Annotated in this window: 18 protein-coding genes; 9 read left to right on the forward strand and 9 right to left on the reverse strand. The window is 71.3% G+C overall.

What is annotated here, in order from left to right:
• Positions 1 to 30: 30 nt before the first annotated feature.
• From Hrr1229_RS09880 to glyA, 4 genes are all read right to left on the reverse strand, one after another.
• A complete protein-coding gene (locus Hrr1229_RS09880; protein WP_123113053.1) occupies positions 31 to 1,029 on the reverse strand; it encodes an ornithine cyclodeaminase family protein in 999 nt (332 codons plus the stop codon).
• Positions 1,030 to 1,138: 109 nt separating this feature from the next.
• Positions 1,139 to 1,417 (reverse strand): hypothetical protein, encoded by a 279-nt coding sequence (locus Hrr1229_RS09885; RefSeq protein WP_123113052.1) that lies wholly within the window; start codon positions 1,415 to 1,417, stop codon positions 1,139 to 1,141.
• 265 nt (positions 1,418 to 1,682) lie between these two features.
• Positions 1,683 to 2,093, reverse strand: a complete 411-nt coding sequence (locus Hrr1229_RS09890) for a DUF3054 domain-containing protein (protein WP_123113051.1) — start codon at positions 2,091 to 2,093, stop codon at positions 1,683 to 1,685.
• A gap of 92 nt (positions 2,094 to 2,185) precedes the next feature.
• Positions 2,186 to 3,433 carry a serine hydroxymethyltransferase gene (gene glyA, locus Hrr1229_RS09895; protein ID WP_123113050.1) on the reverse strand — a complete coding sequence of 416 codons (1,248 nt, stop codon included), beginning with the start codon at positions 3,431 to 3,433 and terminating at the stop codon, positions 2,186 to 2,188.
• Positions 3,434 to 3,657: 224 nt separating this feature from the next.
• Here glyA and Hrr1229_RS09900 point away from each other — a divergent pair, with 224 nt between their 5' ends.
• From Hrr1229_RS09900 to Hrr1229_RS09940, 9 genes are all read left to right on the forward strand, one after another.
• Entirely contained in the window at positions 3,658 to 4,464 is an 807-nt protein-coding gene (locus Hrr1229_RS09900; protein ID WP_123113049.1) for a DUF5821 family protein, read from the forward strand.
• A 90-nt stretch (positions 4,465 to 4,554) separates the two neighbouring features.
• A complete protein-coding gene (locus tag Hrr1229_RS09905) occupies positions 4,555 to 6,246 on the forward strand; it encodes a YcaO-like family protein (RefSeq protein WP_123113048.1) in 1,692 nt (563 codons plus the stop codon).
• Between the two features lie 76 nt (positions 6,247 to 6,322).
• Entirely contained in the window at positions 6,323 to 6,661 is a 339-nt protein-coding gene (locus Hrr1229_RS09910; protein WP_123113047.1) for a cupin domain-containing protein, read from the forward strand.
• A 563-nt stretch (positions 6,662 to 7,224) separates the two neighbouring features.
• Positions 7,225 to 8,226: a beta-ribofuranosylaminobenzene 5'-phosphate synthase family protein gene (locus Hrr1229_RS09915; RefSeq protein WP_123113046.1), complete on the forward strand. Its 1,002-nt coding sequence runs from the start codon at positions 7,225 to 7,227 to the stop codon at positions 8,224 to 8,226.
• 116 nt (positions 8,227 to 8,342) lie between these two features.
• Positions 8,343 to 9,179, forward strand: a complete 837-nt coding sequence (locus Hrr1229_RS09920) for an HTR-like protein (RefSeq protein ID WP_123113045.1) — start codon at positions 8,343 to 8,345, stop codon at positions 9,177 to 9,179.
• 129 nt (positions 9,180 to 9,308) lie between these two features.
• Positions 9,309 to 10,160, forward strand: coding sequence for a hypothetical protein (locus Hrr1229_RS09925; RefSeq protein WP_123113044.1), 852 nt, complete (start codon positions 9,309 to 9,311; stop codon positions 10,158 to 10,160).
• Positions 10,157 to 10,933, forward strand: a complete 777-nt coding sequence (locus Hrr1229_RS09930) for a hypothetical protein (RefSeq protein ID WP_123113043.1) — start codon at positions 10,157 to 10,159, stop codon at positions 10,931 to 10,933. Before Hrr1229_RS09925 ends, Hrr1229_RS09930 begins: the two co-directional genes overlap by 4 nt.
• Positions 10,934 to 11,023: 90 nt before the next feature.
• Positions 11,024 to 12,139, forward strand: coding sequence for a putative sulfate/molybdate transporter (locus tag Hrr1229_RS09935; protein WP_123113042.1), 1,116 nt, complete (start codon positions 11,024 to 11,026; stop codon positions 12,137 to 12,139).
• Between the two features lie 369 nt (positions 12,140 to 12,508).
• Complete coding sequence (locus tag Hrr1229_RS09940; RefSeq protein ID WP_123113041.1) at positions 12,509 to 12,838, forward strand: transcription factor S; 330 nt, start codon at positions 12,509 to 12,511, stop codon at positions 12,836 to 12,838.
• Between the two features lie 69 nt (positions 12,839 to 12,907).
• Here Hrr1229_RS09940 and Hrr1229_RS09945 read toward each other — a convergent pair whose 3' ends face one another.
• The 5 genes from Hrr1229_RS09945 to Hrr1229_RS09965 all read right to left on the reverse strand — a co-directional run bounded on the left by Hrr1229_RS09945 (position 12,908) and on the right by Hrr1229_RS09965 (position 16,709).
• Positions 12,908 to 13,720: a hypothetical protein gene (locus Hrr1229_RS09945; protein ID WP_123113040.1), complete on the reverse strand. Its 813-nt coding sequence runs from the start codon at positions 13,718 to 13,720 to the stop codon at positions 12,908 to 12,910.
• Positions 13,721 to 13,797: 77 nt separating this feature from the next.
• On the reverse strand, positions 13,798 to 14,454 hold the full coding sequence (locus Hrr1229_RS09950; RefSeq protein WP_123113039.1) for a CocE/NonD family hydrolase: 657 nt from the start codon (positions 14,452 to 14,454) through the stop codon (positions 13,798 to 13,800).
• A 24-nt stretch (positions 14,455 to 14,478) separates the two neighbouring features.
• The gene (locus Hrr1229_RS09955) at positions 14,479 to 14,877 is read right to left on the reverse strand and encodes a DUF5778 family protein (protein ID WP_123113038.1); all 399 of its coding nucleotides are present in this window, start codon (positions 14,875 to 14,877) and stop codon (positions 14,479 to 14,481) included.
• Positions 14,878 to 14,965: 88 nt separating this feature from the next.
• Positions 14,966 to 15,961: an A/G-specific adenine glycosylase gene (locus Hrr1229_RS09960; protein WP_255212477.1), complete on the reverse strand. Its 996-nt coding sequence runs from the start codon at positions 15,959 to 15,961 to the stop codon at positions 14,966 to 14,968.
• 25 nt (positions 15,962 to 15,986) lie between these two features.
• A complete protein-coding gene (locus tag Hrr1229_RS09965; RefSeq protein ID WP_176329392.1) occupies positions 15,987 to 16,709 on the reverse strand; it encodes a hypothetical protein in 723 nt (240 codons plus the stop codon).
• Positions 16,710 to 16,809 lie beyond the last annotated feature (100 nt).

Genomic DNA, 16,809 nt, shown 5'->3' on the forward strand with positions numbered 1-16,809 from the left:
GACGGTCGCCGTCGAGTCGTCGGTTCGTTCCTATCTCCCCGTGAGCGCCTCGCTCGCGGGCGCGAAGTCGATCGTCTGCCCTCGTCCTTTCTCGCTCGCTCGCTCGTAAAGCATGTGCGCGGCCGCGACCGTCTCGATCCCGGTCCCGCCGGAGTCGAAGACCGTGATTTCCTCCTCGCTCGTCCGGCCGGGATGCCCGCCGGCGACGACCTCGCCGAGGTCGGCCGCGACGTGGTCCTCGCCGACGAGCCCCGCCTCGACCGCGGCGAGGAACGAGCCCGCGTCCTGCGCCGCCCGCTCGCGGATGTCGGGGACGTACGTCGACCGGGCGACAAGCTCCGGCGGGAGCTCGTTCTTCTCCGGGTGGTACTGCCCCATCGACGTGACGTGGGTGCCGGGCTCGACGTCCGCGTCGTCGACGACCGGGTCGCTCGCGTTCGTCGCGGTGATCACCACGTCGGCGCCGGCGACCGCCGCGCTCGCGCTCGGGACCGCCGAGATGTCGGGCTCGATCCGGTCGTCGAACTCGTCCGCGAACGCCTCGCGGTGCTCGGCCGTCGGCGAGAACACCCGGACGGCCTCGAAGTCGCGCACGGTCGCGGTCGTCGCGAGCTGGCCGCGGGCCTGCGCGCCGCTCCCGATCACGGCGACATCCGTTGCGTCCTCGCGAGCGAGCGCGTCGACCGCGGTCGCCCCCGCGGCGCCCGTCTTAAACGGGTTCATCGACGCGCCGTCGAGCACCGCGAGCGGCTCGCCCGACTCGGCGTCGAACAGCGGGGTCATGAACCACGCGTCGCCCGCGCCGAACCCCGCGGAGTAGGTGTAGCCGCCCATCGCGCCCGTCTCCGGCAGCAGCGCGGCGTAGGTCGTCAGCATGCCCGGCGGGTCGCGGTTGTACAGCTTCGTCCGCGGTTCCGCGGGCGCGCCCTCGCCGATCTGGCGGTACGCGTCGCGCACGGCGGCGACGTAGTCGGCCGGCTCGGCGAGGTCGTCGACGTCGGCGCTCGTGAGAAACAGCGTCTCGGTCATACCCGACCGGTCGGGCGCCGGGGACTAAACCGTGCAGGGAACCGGAACGCGACGCGGCGCGAGCTGCCGGCGGTCGGCGCGTCGACCGGCGTCGGCCTCTCCGGGCGCGTCAGTCGGAGCCGCCGGCTCGCGACCGCCCGCTCTGCGACCGGTCGACCGCGCGGTCGATCGACTCCCCGACGGAGCCGTCGCGGGACCGATCGGTCCGCCCGCGAACGTCGGTGACTGGGTTCCGGACGAACATCGCGTGGGCCACGATGGCGCCCGCGACGAGGGCGCCCCCGGGTAGCGCGGCCGTCAACGACAGTCCGACCAGGTTGAGGAAGGCGGTCACACCGATCAACGCAGCCGGAATGAGCCCAAGGACGTAGTCGTAGTACCCAGTCATGCTTCGCTGTAAACTATGACAAAATCACTATTAAAACTTTATCAGGGTTCTCCGTGGCACCTCAAATGATCATTTCGAAGTTGTTCATAAGTTATATGGACTATCATCGCGGTCAACGCGAGCCAGTGGACCGCCGCTGCGGCGGCTCTCGGGCCGGACGAGGCCGTCGGAGACGCGGCGGAATCGGGGCAGAAAAGCAGCGCGGGGAACGGGTCAGCCAACGCAACGGGTCAGCCAACGACGGTCGAGGCGCCGGCGCGGGTTGTTATCGGAGCCTGAAGTACAGGGCGCGCCAGCCGCCGAGGAACGCCGACCCCGCCACGAGCATGACGACGGCGAAGCTCAGTTCGGCGCCGCCGCGGAAGACGAACGCGCGGAGCCCGAGTCCGACGACGGCCGCCGGGATCCACGACCGGATCGCCAGCGGCACCGACGACTTCGCCGTCTCCGCGGCGCCGGCGGAGTACGCGCCGACGACCGGCGCGATCAGGGCCCAGGCGATCAGGAACGGCGCGTAGACGCCGGGCAGGTACAGCGGGTTCGCCGTGAGGAACTCGACCGAGGTGTGGTTCAGCGTCCCGATAGTCAGCATGACGATCAGCGCGAGCAGGTCGCCGACCAGGAGCGGCGCGGCGGCGCGGTCGAGGCGATTCGAGAGGAACGACGAGTCGGCCATGTCGACCAGTCTGGGGCGCCCCTACTTTGTACGCACGGATTCGGTCGGGCGGTCGCCGCGCCGGCGAGCGTCGCCGCGCCAACGAGCATCGCCTACTCGTACAGCGGGTGCGCCTCGCAGAGCTCGACGACGCGCTCGCCGACCTCGTAGATGACCTCGTCGCTGTCGACGTCGTCGACGACGCGGTAGATGAGATCGCCGACCTCCTCGATCGCCGCCTCGTCGAACCCGCGGGTCGTGAGCCCGGCCGTCCCTGCGCGGATCCCCGAGGGATTGAACGGCGACCGCGTCTCGCCCGGCACGGTGTTCCCGTTGAGCACGATGTTCGCGGCCGCGAGCGCGTCCTCCGCGTCGCCGCCCGGCAGGTCCGGGTGCGAGTCGCGGAGGTCGGCCAACACGAGGTGGTTGTCGGTGCCGCCGGAGACCAGGGAGAGCCCGTGCCCCTGAAGCGTCTCGGCGAGGACCTCGGCGTTGTCGACGACCTGCTGCGCGTACGCCTCGAACTCGGGCTCGAGCGCCTCCTTGAACCCCACCGCCTTGCCGGCGACGTTGTGCATGAGGGGGCCGCCCTGCCCGCCGGGGAACACCGCCTTGTCGATGTCGTCGGCGTACTCCTCGTCGCACAGTACGATCCCGCCGCGCCCGGCGCGGATCGTCTTGTGGGTCGAGCCGGTGACGAAGTCGGCGACGCCGACCGGCGACGGGTGGACGCCCGCCGCGACGAGCCCGGTGATGTGGGCGATGTCGGCGAGGTGGTAGGCGTCGACCGCGTCGGCGGCGGCCTGGATCGCCTCCCAGTCGACGGTCCGCGGGTACGCGGAGTAGCCGGAGACGATGATGTCCGGCTCGAACTCCTCGGCCGTCTCGCGGAGGCCCTCGTAGTCGATGTACCCCGTCTCGGGGTCGACCTCGTACTGCTCGACCTCGTAGATCTGCCCGGTGAAGTTCGCGGGGTGGCCGTGCGAGAGGTGGCCGCCGTGGGTCAGGTCCAGCGAGAGGATCTTGTCGCCGGGCTCCAACACCGCGTAGTACACCGCCTGGTTCGCCTGCGTCCCGGAGTGCGGCTGGACGTTGACGTGTTCGGCGCCCCACAGCTCCTTGGCGCGCTCGATCGCGAGCTCCTCGACCTCGTCGGCGTACTCGCAGCCCGCGTAGTACCGCGCGCCCGGGTACCCCTCCGCGTACTTGTTCGTGAGGACGCTCCCCTGCGCCTCCAGCACCGCCTCGCTAACGTGGTTCTCGCTGGCGATCATCGCGAGCGTCTGCTCCTGTCTGTCGCGCTCGCCGGCCAGCGCGTCGGCGACCGCCGGGTCGACCTCCCGGACGTGCTCGTTGTCCATGTACGAAGGCGGGTGCGATCGCGCATTAATCCTTCCGTCACGGCGTCGCCCACACGCTGGTCTCCCGTCGCGTCCGCCACTCGCAACGACGCGTCGTTCCCGCCGTTTTCGGTTCGAACCTCGAATCCGGCATTTTCGGAGGTCTCGGCGGCTGAAAACCCGTTGTTCCCTTCCTGAATCCCGTTAATATTAAATAGATATCTGGCTTTTATCCGAGGAGATAGATGGTATCGAATTTACTGGAGACGGACGTCGAGAACGTCCTCGATACGGCGTTCGCCGGCGCCGACGAGGAGCTCCTCGTCGTCGACCCGTCCGCGGAGACGATCGTATCGCTCGTCGAGGCGGCAACCGGCCGCGACGACCTGCCGACGCTGTCGATGCTGGCGGACGAACGCACGCTGAAGGACGTGACAGACGACTTCCTCGTCGCGTCGAAGGCGGCCGACCTCGTCGCCGACGGGTCGCTCGGGCTCCGCGTGCTCTCGACCGAGGTGGACAACGCGCTGTTCGTCTCTCCCTCGCGGGTCGTCGTTCTCGTGAGCGCGGGCGAGCACGTCGCCGCGCTCTCGACCGAGGAGGACGACTTCGTCGACGAGGTGTTCGCGACGCACCGCGACGCCTTCGAGTCGGCCGAGGAGTACGGGCTCCGGACCCCGGCGCTCAGCCGCGTCCGCGAGACGATGGCGGCCGAGATCGGCGAGGCCGCCCGCGACGACTTCGACGCCGTGCTCGCCTCGATGGAGTCGGCGGACGCCGCGCTCGACGAGGTGACCGTCTCGCTGCTCGTCGCCGCGAAGAACGACGTGCTCCTCTACGACATCTCGAAGTGGGGCGAGGACGTCGGGATCGCCTCGAAGGCGACGTTCTCCCGGACGAAAACCCGGCTGGAGGATCTCGGAATCATCGACACGGAGAAGGTCCCGATCGACGTCGGTCGCCCCCGGCTCCGGCTCAAGCTCGGTGACGACCGGCTCCACGGCGTCGACGCCGAGGAGCTCGCCGGTGTCGCGAGCGAGCTGATGGATTGAATCGGCGCCGTTTGGCCGAATCGTCGCGCCGTCTCCGCCTCCGACACCGCGACCCGCGGCTTTTTTCCGCTCCCTCGCGTCGAACGGGATATGGACATCGGACTTGTCGGCGAGGGCCCCGCGGTCGACGCCGTCTCGGCCGCGCTCGGGGACGTCGACGTGAACGTGATGCCGGTCGAGCCGGGGCTGCTGGACGGATTCGACCTCGCGGTCGTGGCCGACACCGCCGGCTCGTCGGCGTTCGCGGCCGCGAACGACGCCCTCGACCGCTGGGTGGGGATCGAGGTCGGCGGCCTCGGCGGGGTCCCGCTCGACGAGGTCGACGCCGCGGTGACCGTCTTCGACGAGGCCTGCTACGACTGCCTTCGGACGCGGGTCGCGAGCGGCGGCGCGGAGCCGGCGGACGCCCCGCAGGGCCGCCGGTCGGCGGTGCGCTACGCCGGTGCGCTCGCCGGGCGCCGCGTCATCCGGCTGCTCGCGGGCGACTCAGTCGCCGACACGGTCGTCGAGGTGCCGGGCGCGGAGCGCAGCCTGCTCCCGGTCCCCGGCTGCGACTGCGGCGACGCCCCCGGCGACGCGCTCCCGCGGGAGCACGCGGAGCGCCCGCTCGACGAGTCGATCGACCGCGCCGAGCGAGCGGTGGACGCCCGGATCGGCGCGCTCTCGGAGGTCGGCGAGCGGGAGTCGTTCCCGGTGCCGTACTACGTCGCGCGCGTCGCCGACACCACGCCCTTCTCGGACGTCCGGGCCGCCGAGTTCGGCGGCGGCGTCGACGCCGGCTGGGACGCGGCGTTCATGAAGGCGCTCGGCGAGGGGTTAGAGCGGTACGCGGCGGGGGTCTACCGCGAGGCGTCGTTCACGCGGGCACCGGCCGCGAACGTCCCGAACCCGGTGACTCCCGACGCGTTCGTGCGCCCCGACGACGCCGAGGCGTACGACCGCGACGAGGCGCTCGCGTGGGCGACCGGCGAGGAGCTCGCAACCGGCGAGCCCGCGAGCCTCCCGGCGGAGTTCGTCGGCTTCCCCCCGTCGGAGCGCCGGTACCGGCCCGCGATCACCACCGGGCTCGGGCTCGGGAACTCCGGGCCGGAGGCCGCGCTGTCGGGGCTGTACGAGGCCGTCGAGCGCGACGCGACGATGACGAGCTGGTACTCGACGACGGAGCCGCTCGGGCTGGAACTCGATGACTCGACGTTCGCCGAACTGGAGAAGCGCGCGCGGGCCGAGTCGCTGTCGGTGACGCCGCTGCTCGTGACGACCGACGTCGACGTACCCGTCGTCGCCGTCGGCGTCCACCGCGACGGCGACTGGCCGCGGTTCGCGGCCGGTTCGGGCGCCGACCTCGACCCGGTCGCCGCGGCCCGGAGCGCGCTCGCGGAGGCGCTCCAGAACTGGACGGAGCTCCGGTCGATGGGGCCGGACGCCGCGGCCGAGGAGGGCGCCGCGATCGGTCACCACGCCGACTTCCCCGACGAGACGCGGGCGTTCTTCGACCCGGACGCGAGCGTCCCCGCCGACGCGCTCGGCGAGCCGGCGCTCTCGGGGACCGACGAGCTGGAGGCCGTCGTCGACCGCGTCGAGACCGTCGGGCTGGAGCCGTACGTCGCCCGGATCACGACCCGGGACCTCGCCGGGATGGGGTTCGAGGCGGTCCGCGTGCTCGTCCCCGGCGCGCAGCCGCTGTTCACCGGCGAGCCGTTCTTCGGCGACCGCGCCCGCGACGTGCCGCGGTCGATGGGGTTCGAGCCCGAGCTGGAGAAGGCGTACCACCCGTTCCCGTAGTCGCCCGTCTCCCCCCTCCCGCTCGCTGGCCGCCCCACCCGCCCTATTTAAGTCGCTGCCGGCCGCCGGCTCTCCCATGGACGTCGTATCCGACGCGGACGTCGAGGCGGCCGAGGCGGTCGACGACGTGTTCCTCACGCAGGGCGCGGTCGGCGAGGACACCAGCATCCAGCGGTTCGTCATCGATCCCGGGGCCGAGGTGCCGGAACACGACCACCACCACGAGCAGATCGGCGTGGTCACCGAGGGGGCGCTCACCTTCGTCGTCGACGGCGAGGAGCTGGTCGTCGAGGCCGGCGACACGTACGTCCTCCCCGGCGGCGAGCCGCACGCCGCGCGCAACGACGGCGACGAGACGGTCGTGGGGTACGACATCTTCTCGCCGCCGCGCGCGAACCCGGACTGGCGGGACTAAGCGCGACGCGACTATTTATAAACGAATAGGCGGTGCGGTGGCGCGCGCCTGCGAGCGGCCCATCGGCCGCGAGCAGCGCGCGCGAGGGAGTCGGTCGCCCGGAGCAACGCGGAGGGCGACCGACGAGGCTGGGGAGGTATGAGGCGCGGTGCGGTTGCGGTGGGTTGGACTCAAAGGGGCAGCCGCGAGGGGCGCGGAGGCGAAGCAAGCACCGCAGTGAGTGAGCGAAGCGAACGAGCGAGGAGCGCAGCGAGCGTGCGCGCCCCTCGCGGCTGGGGCTTTGGAGGTGGTCACCGCAAAGAGACCAGTCACGTATCGCCGAGCGGCTGGGGCTTTGGAGGTGGTCACCGCCGATCCGCACTCAACTGTTTATAAGTAATCGACTGGGCTTTGGAGGTGGTCACCGCCGATCCGCACTCAACTACTTATAAACGAGCGGTTGGGACTTTGGAGTCGATCGTCGCCCCGCCCGCGTCGTTCACAGACCAACCAACACGATCGGAGGCAACGCACGCCACTGTCACGCACCCTTTATCAATCGACCCCTAACTGGCTACATCGTAATGGCACGCGCGAGCGCCGGCCCCCGGCTCCACTTCGGCTTCTGTAACCTCAGCCTCTCGCACGAACGGCTGTACGGAGCCCTCGGGCTCGGCCTCGCGGAGCCCCGCGTCGTCGTCGACGCGGAGCCGGCCGAGTCGGTGACCGTCCGGACGACCGACGACGACCCCGCCACCGACCCCGCTATCCGCGACGATGTCCGCGAGTACGTCCGCACCGCCGCCGACCTGCTCGGCGTCGACGGCGCGCGCGTCACCGTCCGCGAGTCGCTGCCGCGCCACGCCGGGCTCGGGAGCGGCACCCAACTGGCCGCCGCGACGCTCGCGGCGGTCGCGACCGCCCACGGCGAGGCGCCCCGCGTCCGCGAGCGCGCCCCGGCGCTCGGTCGCGGGGGGCGCTCCGGCGTCGGCGTCGCGACCTTCGAAGCGGGCGGGTTCGTCCTCGACGCCGGTCACCCGACCGCCCGGTTCACGACCGACCGCCCCGCGGACGGCGAGTGGACCGTCCCGCCGGTAGCGGCCCGTCACGACGTGCCCGACGACTGGCGCTTCCTGCTCGTGCGCCCCGACGCCGACCCCGGTCGGAACGGGGACGCGGAGGACGATGCGATGCGGACCGCGGTGGAGCGCGCCGAGCCCGGGATCGCCGACCGCATCGGCGGGATCGTCACGCGGCGGGTGCTCCCCGCGATCGCGACCGGAAACGCCGAGCGGTTCGGCGCTGCGGTCGCGGAGATCGGCCGCCTCAACGGCGCGTGGTACGCCGACGAGCAGGGGGGCGTCTACCGCCCGCCCGTCGGCGACGTGGTGGCGTCGCTGTCCGACGCCGCGGCGGTGTTCGGCGCGGGGCAGTCCTCCTGGGGCCCGACCGTGTACGGCGTCACCGACGCCGCGAACGCCGACGCCGCGGCGACCGCGGGCGAGCGCGCGCTGGACGAGGCGGGCGTGTCGGGATCGGTCGCGGTCGTCCGCGCGGCGGACGGCGGGGCGCGGGTGACGGAGTAGCGGGTCGGTCGGCTGTTGGCGGATCGGCCGCCGGCGAGTCGGTCGGTCGGCCGCCGCGCGCTTTCCGCACCCACACGAGCAACAACACTAAGCGGTGCGGCGCCCCCGTACGGGACATGACGAGCGTTCCGTTCGGCGTCGCCCGCCTCGACTCGATCCTCGGCGGCGGCGCGCCGCCGGGCAACGTCGTGCTGCTCGCCGGCGAGTCCGGAGCGGGCGCGCGCGAGTTCCTGTACACGAGCGCGGCGATGAACGCCCTCGGGCGCGCGGACGAGGAGCTGTTCGACCTCTACTACGGCGGCCTCCCCGCGGACGCCGAGCTCCCCGAGGAAATCCACTACCTCTCCTTTACCGCCGACACGGACGCGCTCACCCGCGAGATGGGGTACACGATGGCCGACGAGATCGTCGACGCCGCGATCGACGAGATCGCCTTCCGGGACCTCTCGCCGGAGTACTTCCAGCTGAGCCCCATCCCCCGCGACTGGTACGAGGAGGAGACGGCGTCGATCACGGAGCTCGGCGACCGCGGCGAGTACGAGGACGTGCTCACGGCGTTCGGCGACTACCTCTCGGCGAACGCCGACGGGAGCTTAGTCTGTATCGACTCCGTCACCGACCTCCTCTCGATGGTCGACGAGGACACGGAGTGGAGCGACGTGGCGATGGTGATGAAGGGGTTAAAGAAGGCCGCCTACCAGTGGGGCGGGCTCATCCTCGTGTTGGTGAACACCGACTCGATCACCGACGCGGAGTTCGGCGCCCTGATGGACGCCGCGGGCGGGACCCTCCAGTTCACCTGGGAGAGCGGCGGCTCCCAGCGCGCCCGGACCATGTTCGTCCGCGAGTTCCGCGGCGTCCTCTCCCGGCTGGAGGAGGAGAACATCGTCCGGTTCGAGACCGAGATCCACGAGGGCGGCTTCGACATCAGCGACGTGCGGAAGATCCGGTGAGCGGGATCGACCCGGCTGGTGGCGACCGCACTCGGCCGATTCCGTCCGCCGAGTATCGATCCGGAGAATGACGCGACAGATTACTTAAGTCTCCTCCCTAAACGGAGTGTAGATGACGGGGGACCCGCGATGAGCGACCTCGATCCGACCGACGGGACGGTCGACGCCGCGATCGAGGCCGCCGCCGACGAGGCCGGCGTCGGCCGCGAGGAGCTGCTGAAGCGCGCGATCGTCACCCTCGCGGAGGGGGAGGACATCGACGTCCCGGACGCCGAGGAGGTGGCGGCGCTCGAGTCGCGGCTCGACGAGCTCGACGCCGACGTCGACGAGAAGGTGGCTGACCTCCGCGAGCGCTTCGTCGAGCTCTACCGCGACCTGGAGGCGAAGGCGCCGGCCGACCACGCCCACGCCGAAACGGCGGAGCGGCTGGACGCGCTCGCGGCCGACCTCGACCGGGTCTCAGAGCGACTCGACGAGCTCGAGGCGGACGCGGTGTCGCGTTCGACCGTCGACGAGGCGGTCGAGGAGCGCGTCGGCGACCTCGACGACCGGCTCGCCGACATCGAGTCGCGGACGGCGGACCTCGCCGAACTGGAGGCGCGCGTGGATGCGATCGACACCGACGACCTCGACGACAAGCTCTCCCGGGTCGCGGGCGCGGTCGTCAGGGTCCGGCGCCGGCTGGAGGCGGCCGAGCGGGACCGCGCCGACCGAGAGCGTCTCGACGCCCTCGCGGCGACCGCGAACCGAAACGGCGTGCGGAAGGCGGCCTGCACCGACTGCGGCGAGACCGTCGACGTCGGGCTGTTGACGGAGCCCGAGTGCCCGCACTGCGGGCGAGAGTTCGGCGAGCTGGAGCCGAACCCCGGCTTCCTCGGCACCTCGCGGCTCGTCGCCGGGGAGCAGCCGGCCCTCGAGGGCGACGTCGACGACGGGCGAGACGGCGGCGTGAGCACCCGCGACGTCGGGGGAGATCGATGAGCGACGACGAGGGCGATCCGCGGCGCGACACGGGCTCCGACCCGAACCTCGACTCGAATCGCGATCCGAATTCTGACGAGGAGTTCGACTCTCTCGACGACCCGGCGGCCGAGCTCGACGATCCCGCGGCCGAGATCGACGACCCTGCGACAGAGTTCGACGACCCTGCGACAGAGTTCGACGATCCCGCGGCCGAGATCGACGACCCATTCGCCGAGCTCGGTGCGGGCGTCGACGAGCGCGACACCGGAGGGGCTGAGTCGGGATCCGACGCGGACGCGGGAGCCCACGCCGCCGACGGATCCGAGTCGTCTCTACCCGGCCACGCGTCCGACGCGGGGAGCGGCGATCCCTTCGACGAGCTCGGGTTCCCCGACGCCGGGCGCGAGGGCACTTCGGACGACGCCGCGGGTCGGGGCGATCCGGGCGACTGGGACGACGAGATGGACGCCCTCGACGACGCGTTCGAGCAGATGGACGTCGACGGCCCGACCGAGGAGGACGTCTGGGAGTCGCTCGACGCCGACGCGGCCGACGCGTTCGGCGCCGCCGGGATCGGCGGGGCGACGTCCGTCCCCGGCGGGCGCGACACGGAGCACGTCGTCTCCAAGCGGACGTACTGCCAGCAGTGCCCGCACTTCACCTCGCCGCCCGAGGCCGCGTGCACCCACGAGGGGACGACCATCGTCGAGGCGGTCGGCTTCGACGAGTTCCGCGTCCGGAACTGCCCGATGGTCTCCGAGGAGAACCCGACGTTCGACGGGGACAGCTGACGGAACCTATTTCCGTTACGCTCCGTCCGATCGGGACCGTGGCCGGTTTCTGAACAGCCTCAAGCGTCCCCGGGACAGATCGTCCCTACGGTGGGTATCGTCGACGCAACGCGACGGCGCGGGATCGAGTTCGGTCCGGGAGCGCTCACCGGGGCGATAGGGGATTCGATTACGGTTATCCCGCTCGTCGTCGCGCTGTCGCTCCTGACGGGCGTGTCGCTGCCGCACGCGCTCGCCGGGTTCGGGGTCTTCCAGATCGTCTGGGGAGTCCGGTACGGGCTGCCCGTGTCCGTCGAGCCGATGAAGGCGCTGGCGGCGCTGGCGATCGCCGGCGCCCTGACGTACGCCGAGCTCGCGCTCGCCGGGCTGATCCTCGGCGTCCTCCTCCTCGCGATCGGGCTCTCCGGCACGCTCGCGCGAGTCGAGCGCTGGATCGGCGAGCCGGTGATACGCGGCGTGCAGTTCGCGGTCGGGCTGATCCTCTTGGAGACCGGGGTCGACCTCGCGCTCGGCGACCCGGTCCTCGCGGCGCTCGGGGTGGCGATCGCCGCCCTCGCGGCCCTCGCCGGGTATCGGACGGCGAGCGCGCTCGCGGTGGCGGTCGCGGGCGTCGCGATCGCCGTCGTCGTCGCGGACGTCCCGGCGCCGCAGTGGCCCGGGGCGCCGCCGACCCCGTCGCTGTCGGCGCTCTCGGCGGCGGTCACCCGGCGCGCGGCGGACGGCGTGGCCGCCCAGCTCGCGATGACGATCGGGAACGCCGCGCTCGCGACCTCCCTGCTGTTCGCCGACCTGTTCGACGCCGACGTGACGGCCGACGAGCTGTCGGCGAGCATGGGCGCGACGAACCTGCTCGCGGTGCCGCTCGGCGGGATCCCGATGTGTCACGGCTGCGACGGCGTCGCCGGGAAGCACGCGTTCGGCGCGCGCACCGGCGGCGCGAACGTCGTCCTCGGCGCCGGCTACCTCCTCGCCGTCCCGTTCGCGACCCCCGCACTCCTCGGCGCGTTCCCGCTGGCGATGCTCGGCGCGCTGCTCGCGATCGTCGCCGTCTCGCTCGCGCGCAACGCGCTCGACTCCGAGAACGTCGCGCTCTCGGTCGCTATCGGCCTCGTCGCGCTGGCGACGAACCTCGGCGCCGCGTTCCTGCTCGGGATCGTCGCGCATCTGGCGTGGGAGCGGATCGGCGACACCGACGGCGGTTTATAAATAGACGGCGGTGTAGCGGCGCGCGCCTCCGAGCGCCCGCAGGGCGCGAGGAGCGCGTGCGAGGGAGTCAGTCGCCGGAGCGAAGCGGAGGCGACTGACGAGGCTGGGGAGGCGTGAGGTGCGGTGCGGTTGCGGAGGGTGGGACTCAAAGGGGCAGCCGCGAGGACGAAGCACGGCGACGGTAGCACCGCAGCGAGGGAGCGAAGCGACCGAGCGAGGAGCGCGCCGAGCCGCGCGAGTCGTCGCGGCTGGGGCTTTGGAGGTGTTCACCGCGATGTCGCCGACCACGCATAAACGACCAGAATACGCATACCTGTATCGAGCGCAGTCACGGAAGCTAAACCGCTCTGTCCCGTACGCCACCTATATATGCAGTTCTGTGACGACTGCGGTTCGATGATGGTCTCCGTCGACGGCGAGATGGTGTGTCAGAACGACGACTGCGGCGGCACCGCCGAGCGCGACGAGTCGCTCGCGGCGGAGTTCGAGTCGACCGCGGAACAGACCGGCGACGAGGTGATCGAGACCGAGGAGGGCGCGAACTTCGAGGGGAAGCCGACCGCCACCGACGTGGTCTGCGACGAGTGCGGCCACGGCGAGGCGTGGTACACGATCAAACAGACCGGCGCCGCCGACGAGCCCCCGACGCGCTTTTTCAAGTGCAAGGAGTGCGGCCGTCGCTGGCGCGGGTACAACTGATCGGACCGATCGGCGGCCCGCCACGCGGTTCCCCCGAAACGACCGGTCGCCGGGAACCGGGGAACCACCTCAGAGTACCACCTCGCTGTCGGTGAGGAGGTCCCGCTTCGCTCGTTCGGCCTCCGGCCCTTCCGGAACGATACCGGGCGTCGAAGCCTCGTCCTCGAACCGATCCGGGTCCGGTGAGAGGGAGTCGAGCACCTCCGCGAACGTCGGTCCCCGCCTCCCCGTGAGGTGGACGAACCCCCCGTACTGTCGCTCCTCGATCGGCGTCGCGTCCGGATCCGCGAACGCTTCGCGAATGCAATCGACGTTCTCCCGGAGGTACTCCGCGGCCTTGTGCTGCGAGTACTGGCTGTCCGCGTAGTACTGTCCCTGATCGCTGTCTGTGAGGTCCGCCTCCGCGAGCGTCGAGGACTCGTACCGAACCGCGTCCTCGCTGATATCGCCGGTGAGGAAACTGAGATTCACGGTGAAACAATCCGGATACCGCAGGATCACCAGAAAGAAAATCTGCTCATCAACGGTGTAGCGCTCCTGCAAGCGGTAGTAACACTCCAGATAATACGCCGCGAGGGCTCCGATCCAGTCGTCGCGTTCGCCGTCGAGATACGCGGTCGCAACGTCGTAGTAGTCCTCGCCGGCGACCTGCTGTAAGCGGTACTCGAAGCTCTGCCGCATCTCGTCGAGCTCGTCCTCGTACACCTCCGTCAACGGGACATCCGGATCGTCGAGGAGCCTGCTTTTCCGCTCGCCGGCGTCCGCGATCCGCATCATGTTCTCGTGGAGGTCTCTCTCCGCGTTCACGTCCGGGAGCGGAATTCGAACCGCCTGTCGGCGCAGCATGTCCGTCCCGGAGCTCAATCTCTCGCGCCAATCCATGTCGGTACGCTCGTCTCAGATAGGTATTAAAATCCGAGGCCGATCGCCGTCGAGTCTCAGACCCGACCGACCGCTCCTTACGGATCGTCCCGCAGCCGGGGGCCGAGAAACGCCGCCGCGCTGTCACCCACGTCACCCGATCGCCCGACGAAGAAGTGGTCCGACTCGAACGCCTCCGTCTCGATCCCCAGCTCCTCGGCCCGCTCCACCACGGGCTCCCAGTCGGCCGTCGAGTCGCGGGTCGCGTACAGAATCCGGGCCGGTACGCCGAGGTCGACGAGGTCGTCGAGGGCGGCGACCGCGTCGGCGTCGGGATTCAGCCGCGCGGTCGGTGCGAGCGCGCAGACGCCGGCGAGGCCGGGGCGCGATGCGGCGGTCACGAGCGCGACCGTCCCCCCGAACGAGAAGCCGAACAGGCCGACGCGCTCGTAGTGCTCGACCGCCCACGCGACCGCGTTGTCGGCGTCCGTGCTCTCGCCGTACCCCTCGTCCCAGTCGCCGTAGTCGAAGCGGAGGCAGTCGATCCCCCGCCCGGTCAGCGCGTCGCTCGCGGCGGTCAGGCGCTCGTCGCCGCGGTGGCCGCCGTGCTGCGGGTGCGGCGGACAGGCGACGACGACGCTGTCGGCGCGGGAGCCGTCGTTCGCGTCGCCTCCCACCCCTCCGCCGTCGCCAGCGGCGGTGTCGAGCGTGGCCCGAACGTCGCGCCCGCCAGGGATCAGGACGGTCTCGCTCACGGTTTAAACGGACACGTCGCCGCGTCAGGGAACCTGCGTCACGCGGTCGACGCCGTCGAGCGCGGCCAGGTCCTCGGCGAGCGCCTCCTGATCGACGTTCGCCTCGTAGTAGAACACTAGGTCGAAGGTGCCGTCGCGGAGGAGCTGCTGGCACTCCCAGACGAACTCCTCGCCGTCGAGGGTGAGCCCCTGAAACTGGTTCGAAGAGAAGTTCGTGTCGTCGTTGCCGGCCTCGATGTACGCCTCGCCCTTGCCGGCGCGGTCGGCGATGACATCGTTAGCGGCGACCGTGAGCTCGTGCATCTCTAAGTCCTCCTGCCCGCCGAGCGTCGTGTGGACGATACAGCCCACGAGTTCGATGTCGCCCGGCTCCAGCAGGGCCTTCGTCCGCGTGTAGAGGTCGGAGTCGACGGTCTCGCTCATGGGTAGTCGTTCCCGCTCCCGCGATAAACGGGTGACGGTTCACACGCGGGCGATATTTATCCGACCGTCGAGCCGGCACCGCACCGACTCAGTTCCCGAGGCGGACCACCGGTCCGTCGGACCGCTCGTCGATGTCGACCAGCCCGTCGTCGGCGAGGTCGTCGACGAGCCCGCGGAGCCACTCCCGCCCGTGCTCGCCGTCGGGCGCGTAGTCCACGCGGACGCGGGGGCCGAGCTCGTCGAGCGCCAGCTCGTCGTACTCGCCGAGCGCCCGGACGACCCGCCCGCGGAACTGCCGGCGGCTCCCCTCGAAGCTCGGCTGCTCCGGCACGTCGGGCGCGGTGAAGTCGCCGGTCTCGTACGCGTGACACCGCCCGCGCCACGGGCAGCCCGCCTCGTCGCAGCGCGGGGTCGTCCCGCAGGCGACGCCGCCGAGCTCCATGATCGCGTTGTTCCAGACGCGGGACTCGCCGTCGGGCATGACACGGGAGGCGACTCGTTCGAACGCCGAATCGTCGTCGGGGACCGCGAACGCGCGGTGGAGCACGCGCTTCACGTTGGTGTCGACGACCGCGTCGCCGTTATTGAACGCGAACGACGCCACCGCGTCGGCGGTGTACGGGCCGACGCCCATCAGCTCCTCCAGTTCGTCGGGCGACTCGGGGAACTCGCCGCCGTAGTCGTCCTCGACCTGCCCGGCGGCCTCGTGGAGGTACTTCGCGCGGTTGTTGTAGCCGAGCGAGTGGTCGGACCAGAACGCGACCACGTCGCCGCGGTCGGCGGCGGCCAGGTCGGCCGTCGTCGGCCACTCGTCGATGAAGTCCTCCCACGCGGGGACCACCCGGTCGAGCTGCGTCTGCTGGCTCATCACCTCGCTGACGAGGATCTCGTAGGGGTCCTCCGTCCGACGCCACGGGAAGTCGCGGTGGTCCGCCTCGTACCACTCGATCAGCGCCTCGCGGACTGCGTCGAGATCGGCCGGCAGCTCGGGGGCGTCGCCGTCGGCGAGCCCTTCCGTGCCGCCGTCGGTGCGGAGGGCGCCGCCGGGGTCACCCCCCGTCGCGGTCGCGTCCGGATCGGTCATTACCCGTGGTCGGGCCGGCGCTCGTTTATCGGTGCTGGTCCTCGCCGCGTTCGACCGGGGTCATCGAGCGCGGGTCGCGGTCCGGCCCCGGATACTCGCCGCCGACGGCCTCGGGGTAGAGGTTCTCGGCGGAGAACACGGTCGCGAACGCCCGCGGCTCTCGGACGCTCACGGGCAGCCGGTCGCGGAGTCCGGCGGCGGCCCCTGCCCCCGTGAGCGACGGGTCGAGGCTCACGACCTGCATCGCGGCGCCGCGGTACGCCGACGCCAGCGCCGGGTGGTCGCCCGCGGGGTGCGCGACCGGCTCGCGCCACGCCTCGACCGCGTCGCGCCAGTCGGCCGCGAGGTCGGCGTCCGCGAGCGCGGCGATCACCGCCTCGGCGTCGTCGAGGAGGGCGTCGCTGGCGACGAGCGTCGTCCACGAGTGGGCGCGCAGCGGGTCGAGCGCCTCGCGGGCCGCGCCGCCGACGAGCAGGTCCGCCGCGAGGACGTCGGCGTCGGCGACGACGCGGGCCGGGCTCGGCTCGCGGTCGACCGGGGAGACGTCGGCGTCGGAGGCACCGCTGTCGTCGGAAGCATCGCTGTCGTCGGAGGCACCGCTGTCGTCGGAGGCATTATCAGTGGTGTCGCCCCCCCGAGCGGCGTCCTCGCCCTCGGGCTCCGATCGGCGATCCGCGAGCGCGACGCGCACTGCCTCCTCGGTCGCGTCGGACGCGGCGGCCCGCTCGAACAGGTCGGCGAAGGTCATGGTCGGACCGTGGTCGGCGACGGATTTCCGAGTTGCGACTGCGAGCGTGGCCGACCGTCCGCGACGCCCGCCAGCGCCCCTCGACCGTCCGCGACGCCCG

Origin of the sequence: Halorubrum sp. CBA1229, from assembly GCF_003721435.2 — an archaeon.
In the GTDB taxonomy this organism is placed as follows: Archaea; Halobacteriota; Halobacteria; order Halobacteriales; family Haloferacaceae; genus Halorubrum.

Coding starts and splice junctions, on each gene's coding strand:
- Hrr1229_RS09900 (WP_123113049.1), top strand. CDS start 3,658: ATGGTATCGAATTTACTGGAGACGGACGTCGAGAACGTCCTCGATACG.
- Hrr1229_RS09920 (WP_123113045.1), top strand. CDS start 8,343: ATGACGAGCGTTCCGTTCGGCGTCGCCCGCCTCGACTCGATCCTCGGC.
- Hrr1229_RS09940 (WP_123113041.1), top strand. CDS start 12,509: ATGCAGTTCTGTGACGACTGCGGTTCGATGATGGTCTCCGTCGACGGC.
- Hrr1229_RS09945 (WP_123113040.1), bottom strand. CDS start 13,720: ATGGATTGGCGCGAGAGATTGAGCTCCGGGACGGACATGCTGCGCCGA.
- Hrr1229_RS09885 (WP_123113052.1), bottom strand. CDS start 1,417: ATGACTGGGTACTACGACTACGTCCTTGGGCTCATTCCGGCTGCGTTG.
- glyA (WP_123113050.1), bottom strand. CDS start 3,433: ATGGACAACGAGCACGTCCGGGAGGTCGACCCGGCGGTCGCCGACGCG.
- Hrr1229_RS09880 (WP_123113053.1), bottom strand. CDS start 1,029: ATGACCGAGACGCTGTTTCTCACGAGCGCCGACGTCGACGACCTCGCC.
- Hrr1229_RS09960 (WP_255212477.1), bottom strand. CDS start 15,961: ATGACCGATCCGGACGCGACCGCGACGGGGGGTGACCCCGGCGGCGCC.
- Hrr1229_RS09890 (WP_123113051.1), bottom strand. CDS start 2,093: ATGGCCGACTCGTCGTTCCTCTCGAATCGCCTCGACCGCGCCGCCGCG.
- Hrr1229_RS09905 (WP_123113048.1), top strand. CDS start 4,555: ATGGACATCGGACTTGTCGGCGAGGGCCCCGCGGTCGACGCCGTCTCG.
- Hrr1229_RS09955 (WP_123113038.1), bottom strand. CDS start 14,877: ATGAGCGAGACCGTCGACTCCGACCTCTACACGCGGACGAAGGCCCTG.
- Hrr1229_RS09910 (WP_123113047.1), top strand. CDS start 6,323: ATGGACGTCGTATCCGACGCGGACGTCGAGGCGGCCGAGGCGGTCGAC.
- Hrr1229_RS09930 (WP_123113043.1), top strand. CDS start 10,157: ATGAGCGACGACGAGGGCGATCCGCGGCGCGACACGGGCTCCGACCCG.
- Hrr1229_RS09965 (WP_176329392.1), bottom strand. CDS start 16,709: ATGACCTTCGCCGACCTGTTCGAGCGGGCCGCCGCGTCCGACGCGACC.
- Hrr1229_RS09925 (WP_123113044.1), top strand. CDS start 9,309: ATGAGCGACCTCGATCCGACCGACGGGACGGTCGACGCCGCGATCGAG.
- Hrr1229_RS09915 (WP_123113046.1), top strand. CDS start 7,225: ATGGCACGCGCGAGCGCCGGCCCCCGGCTCCACTTCGGCTTCTGTAAC.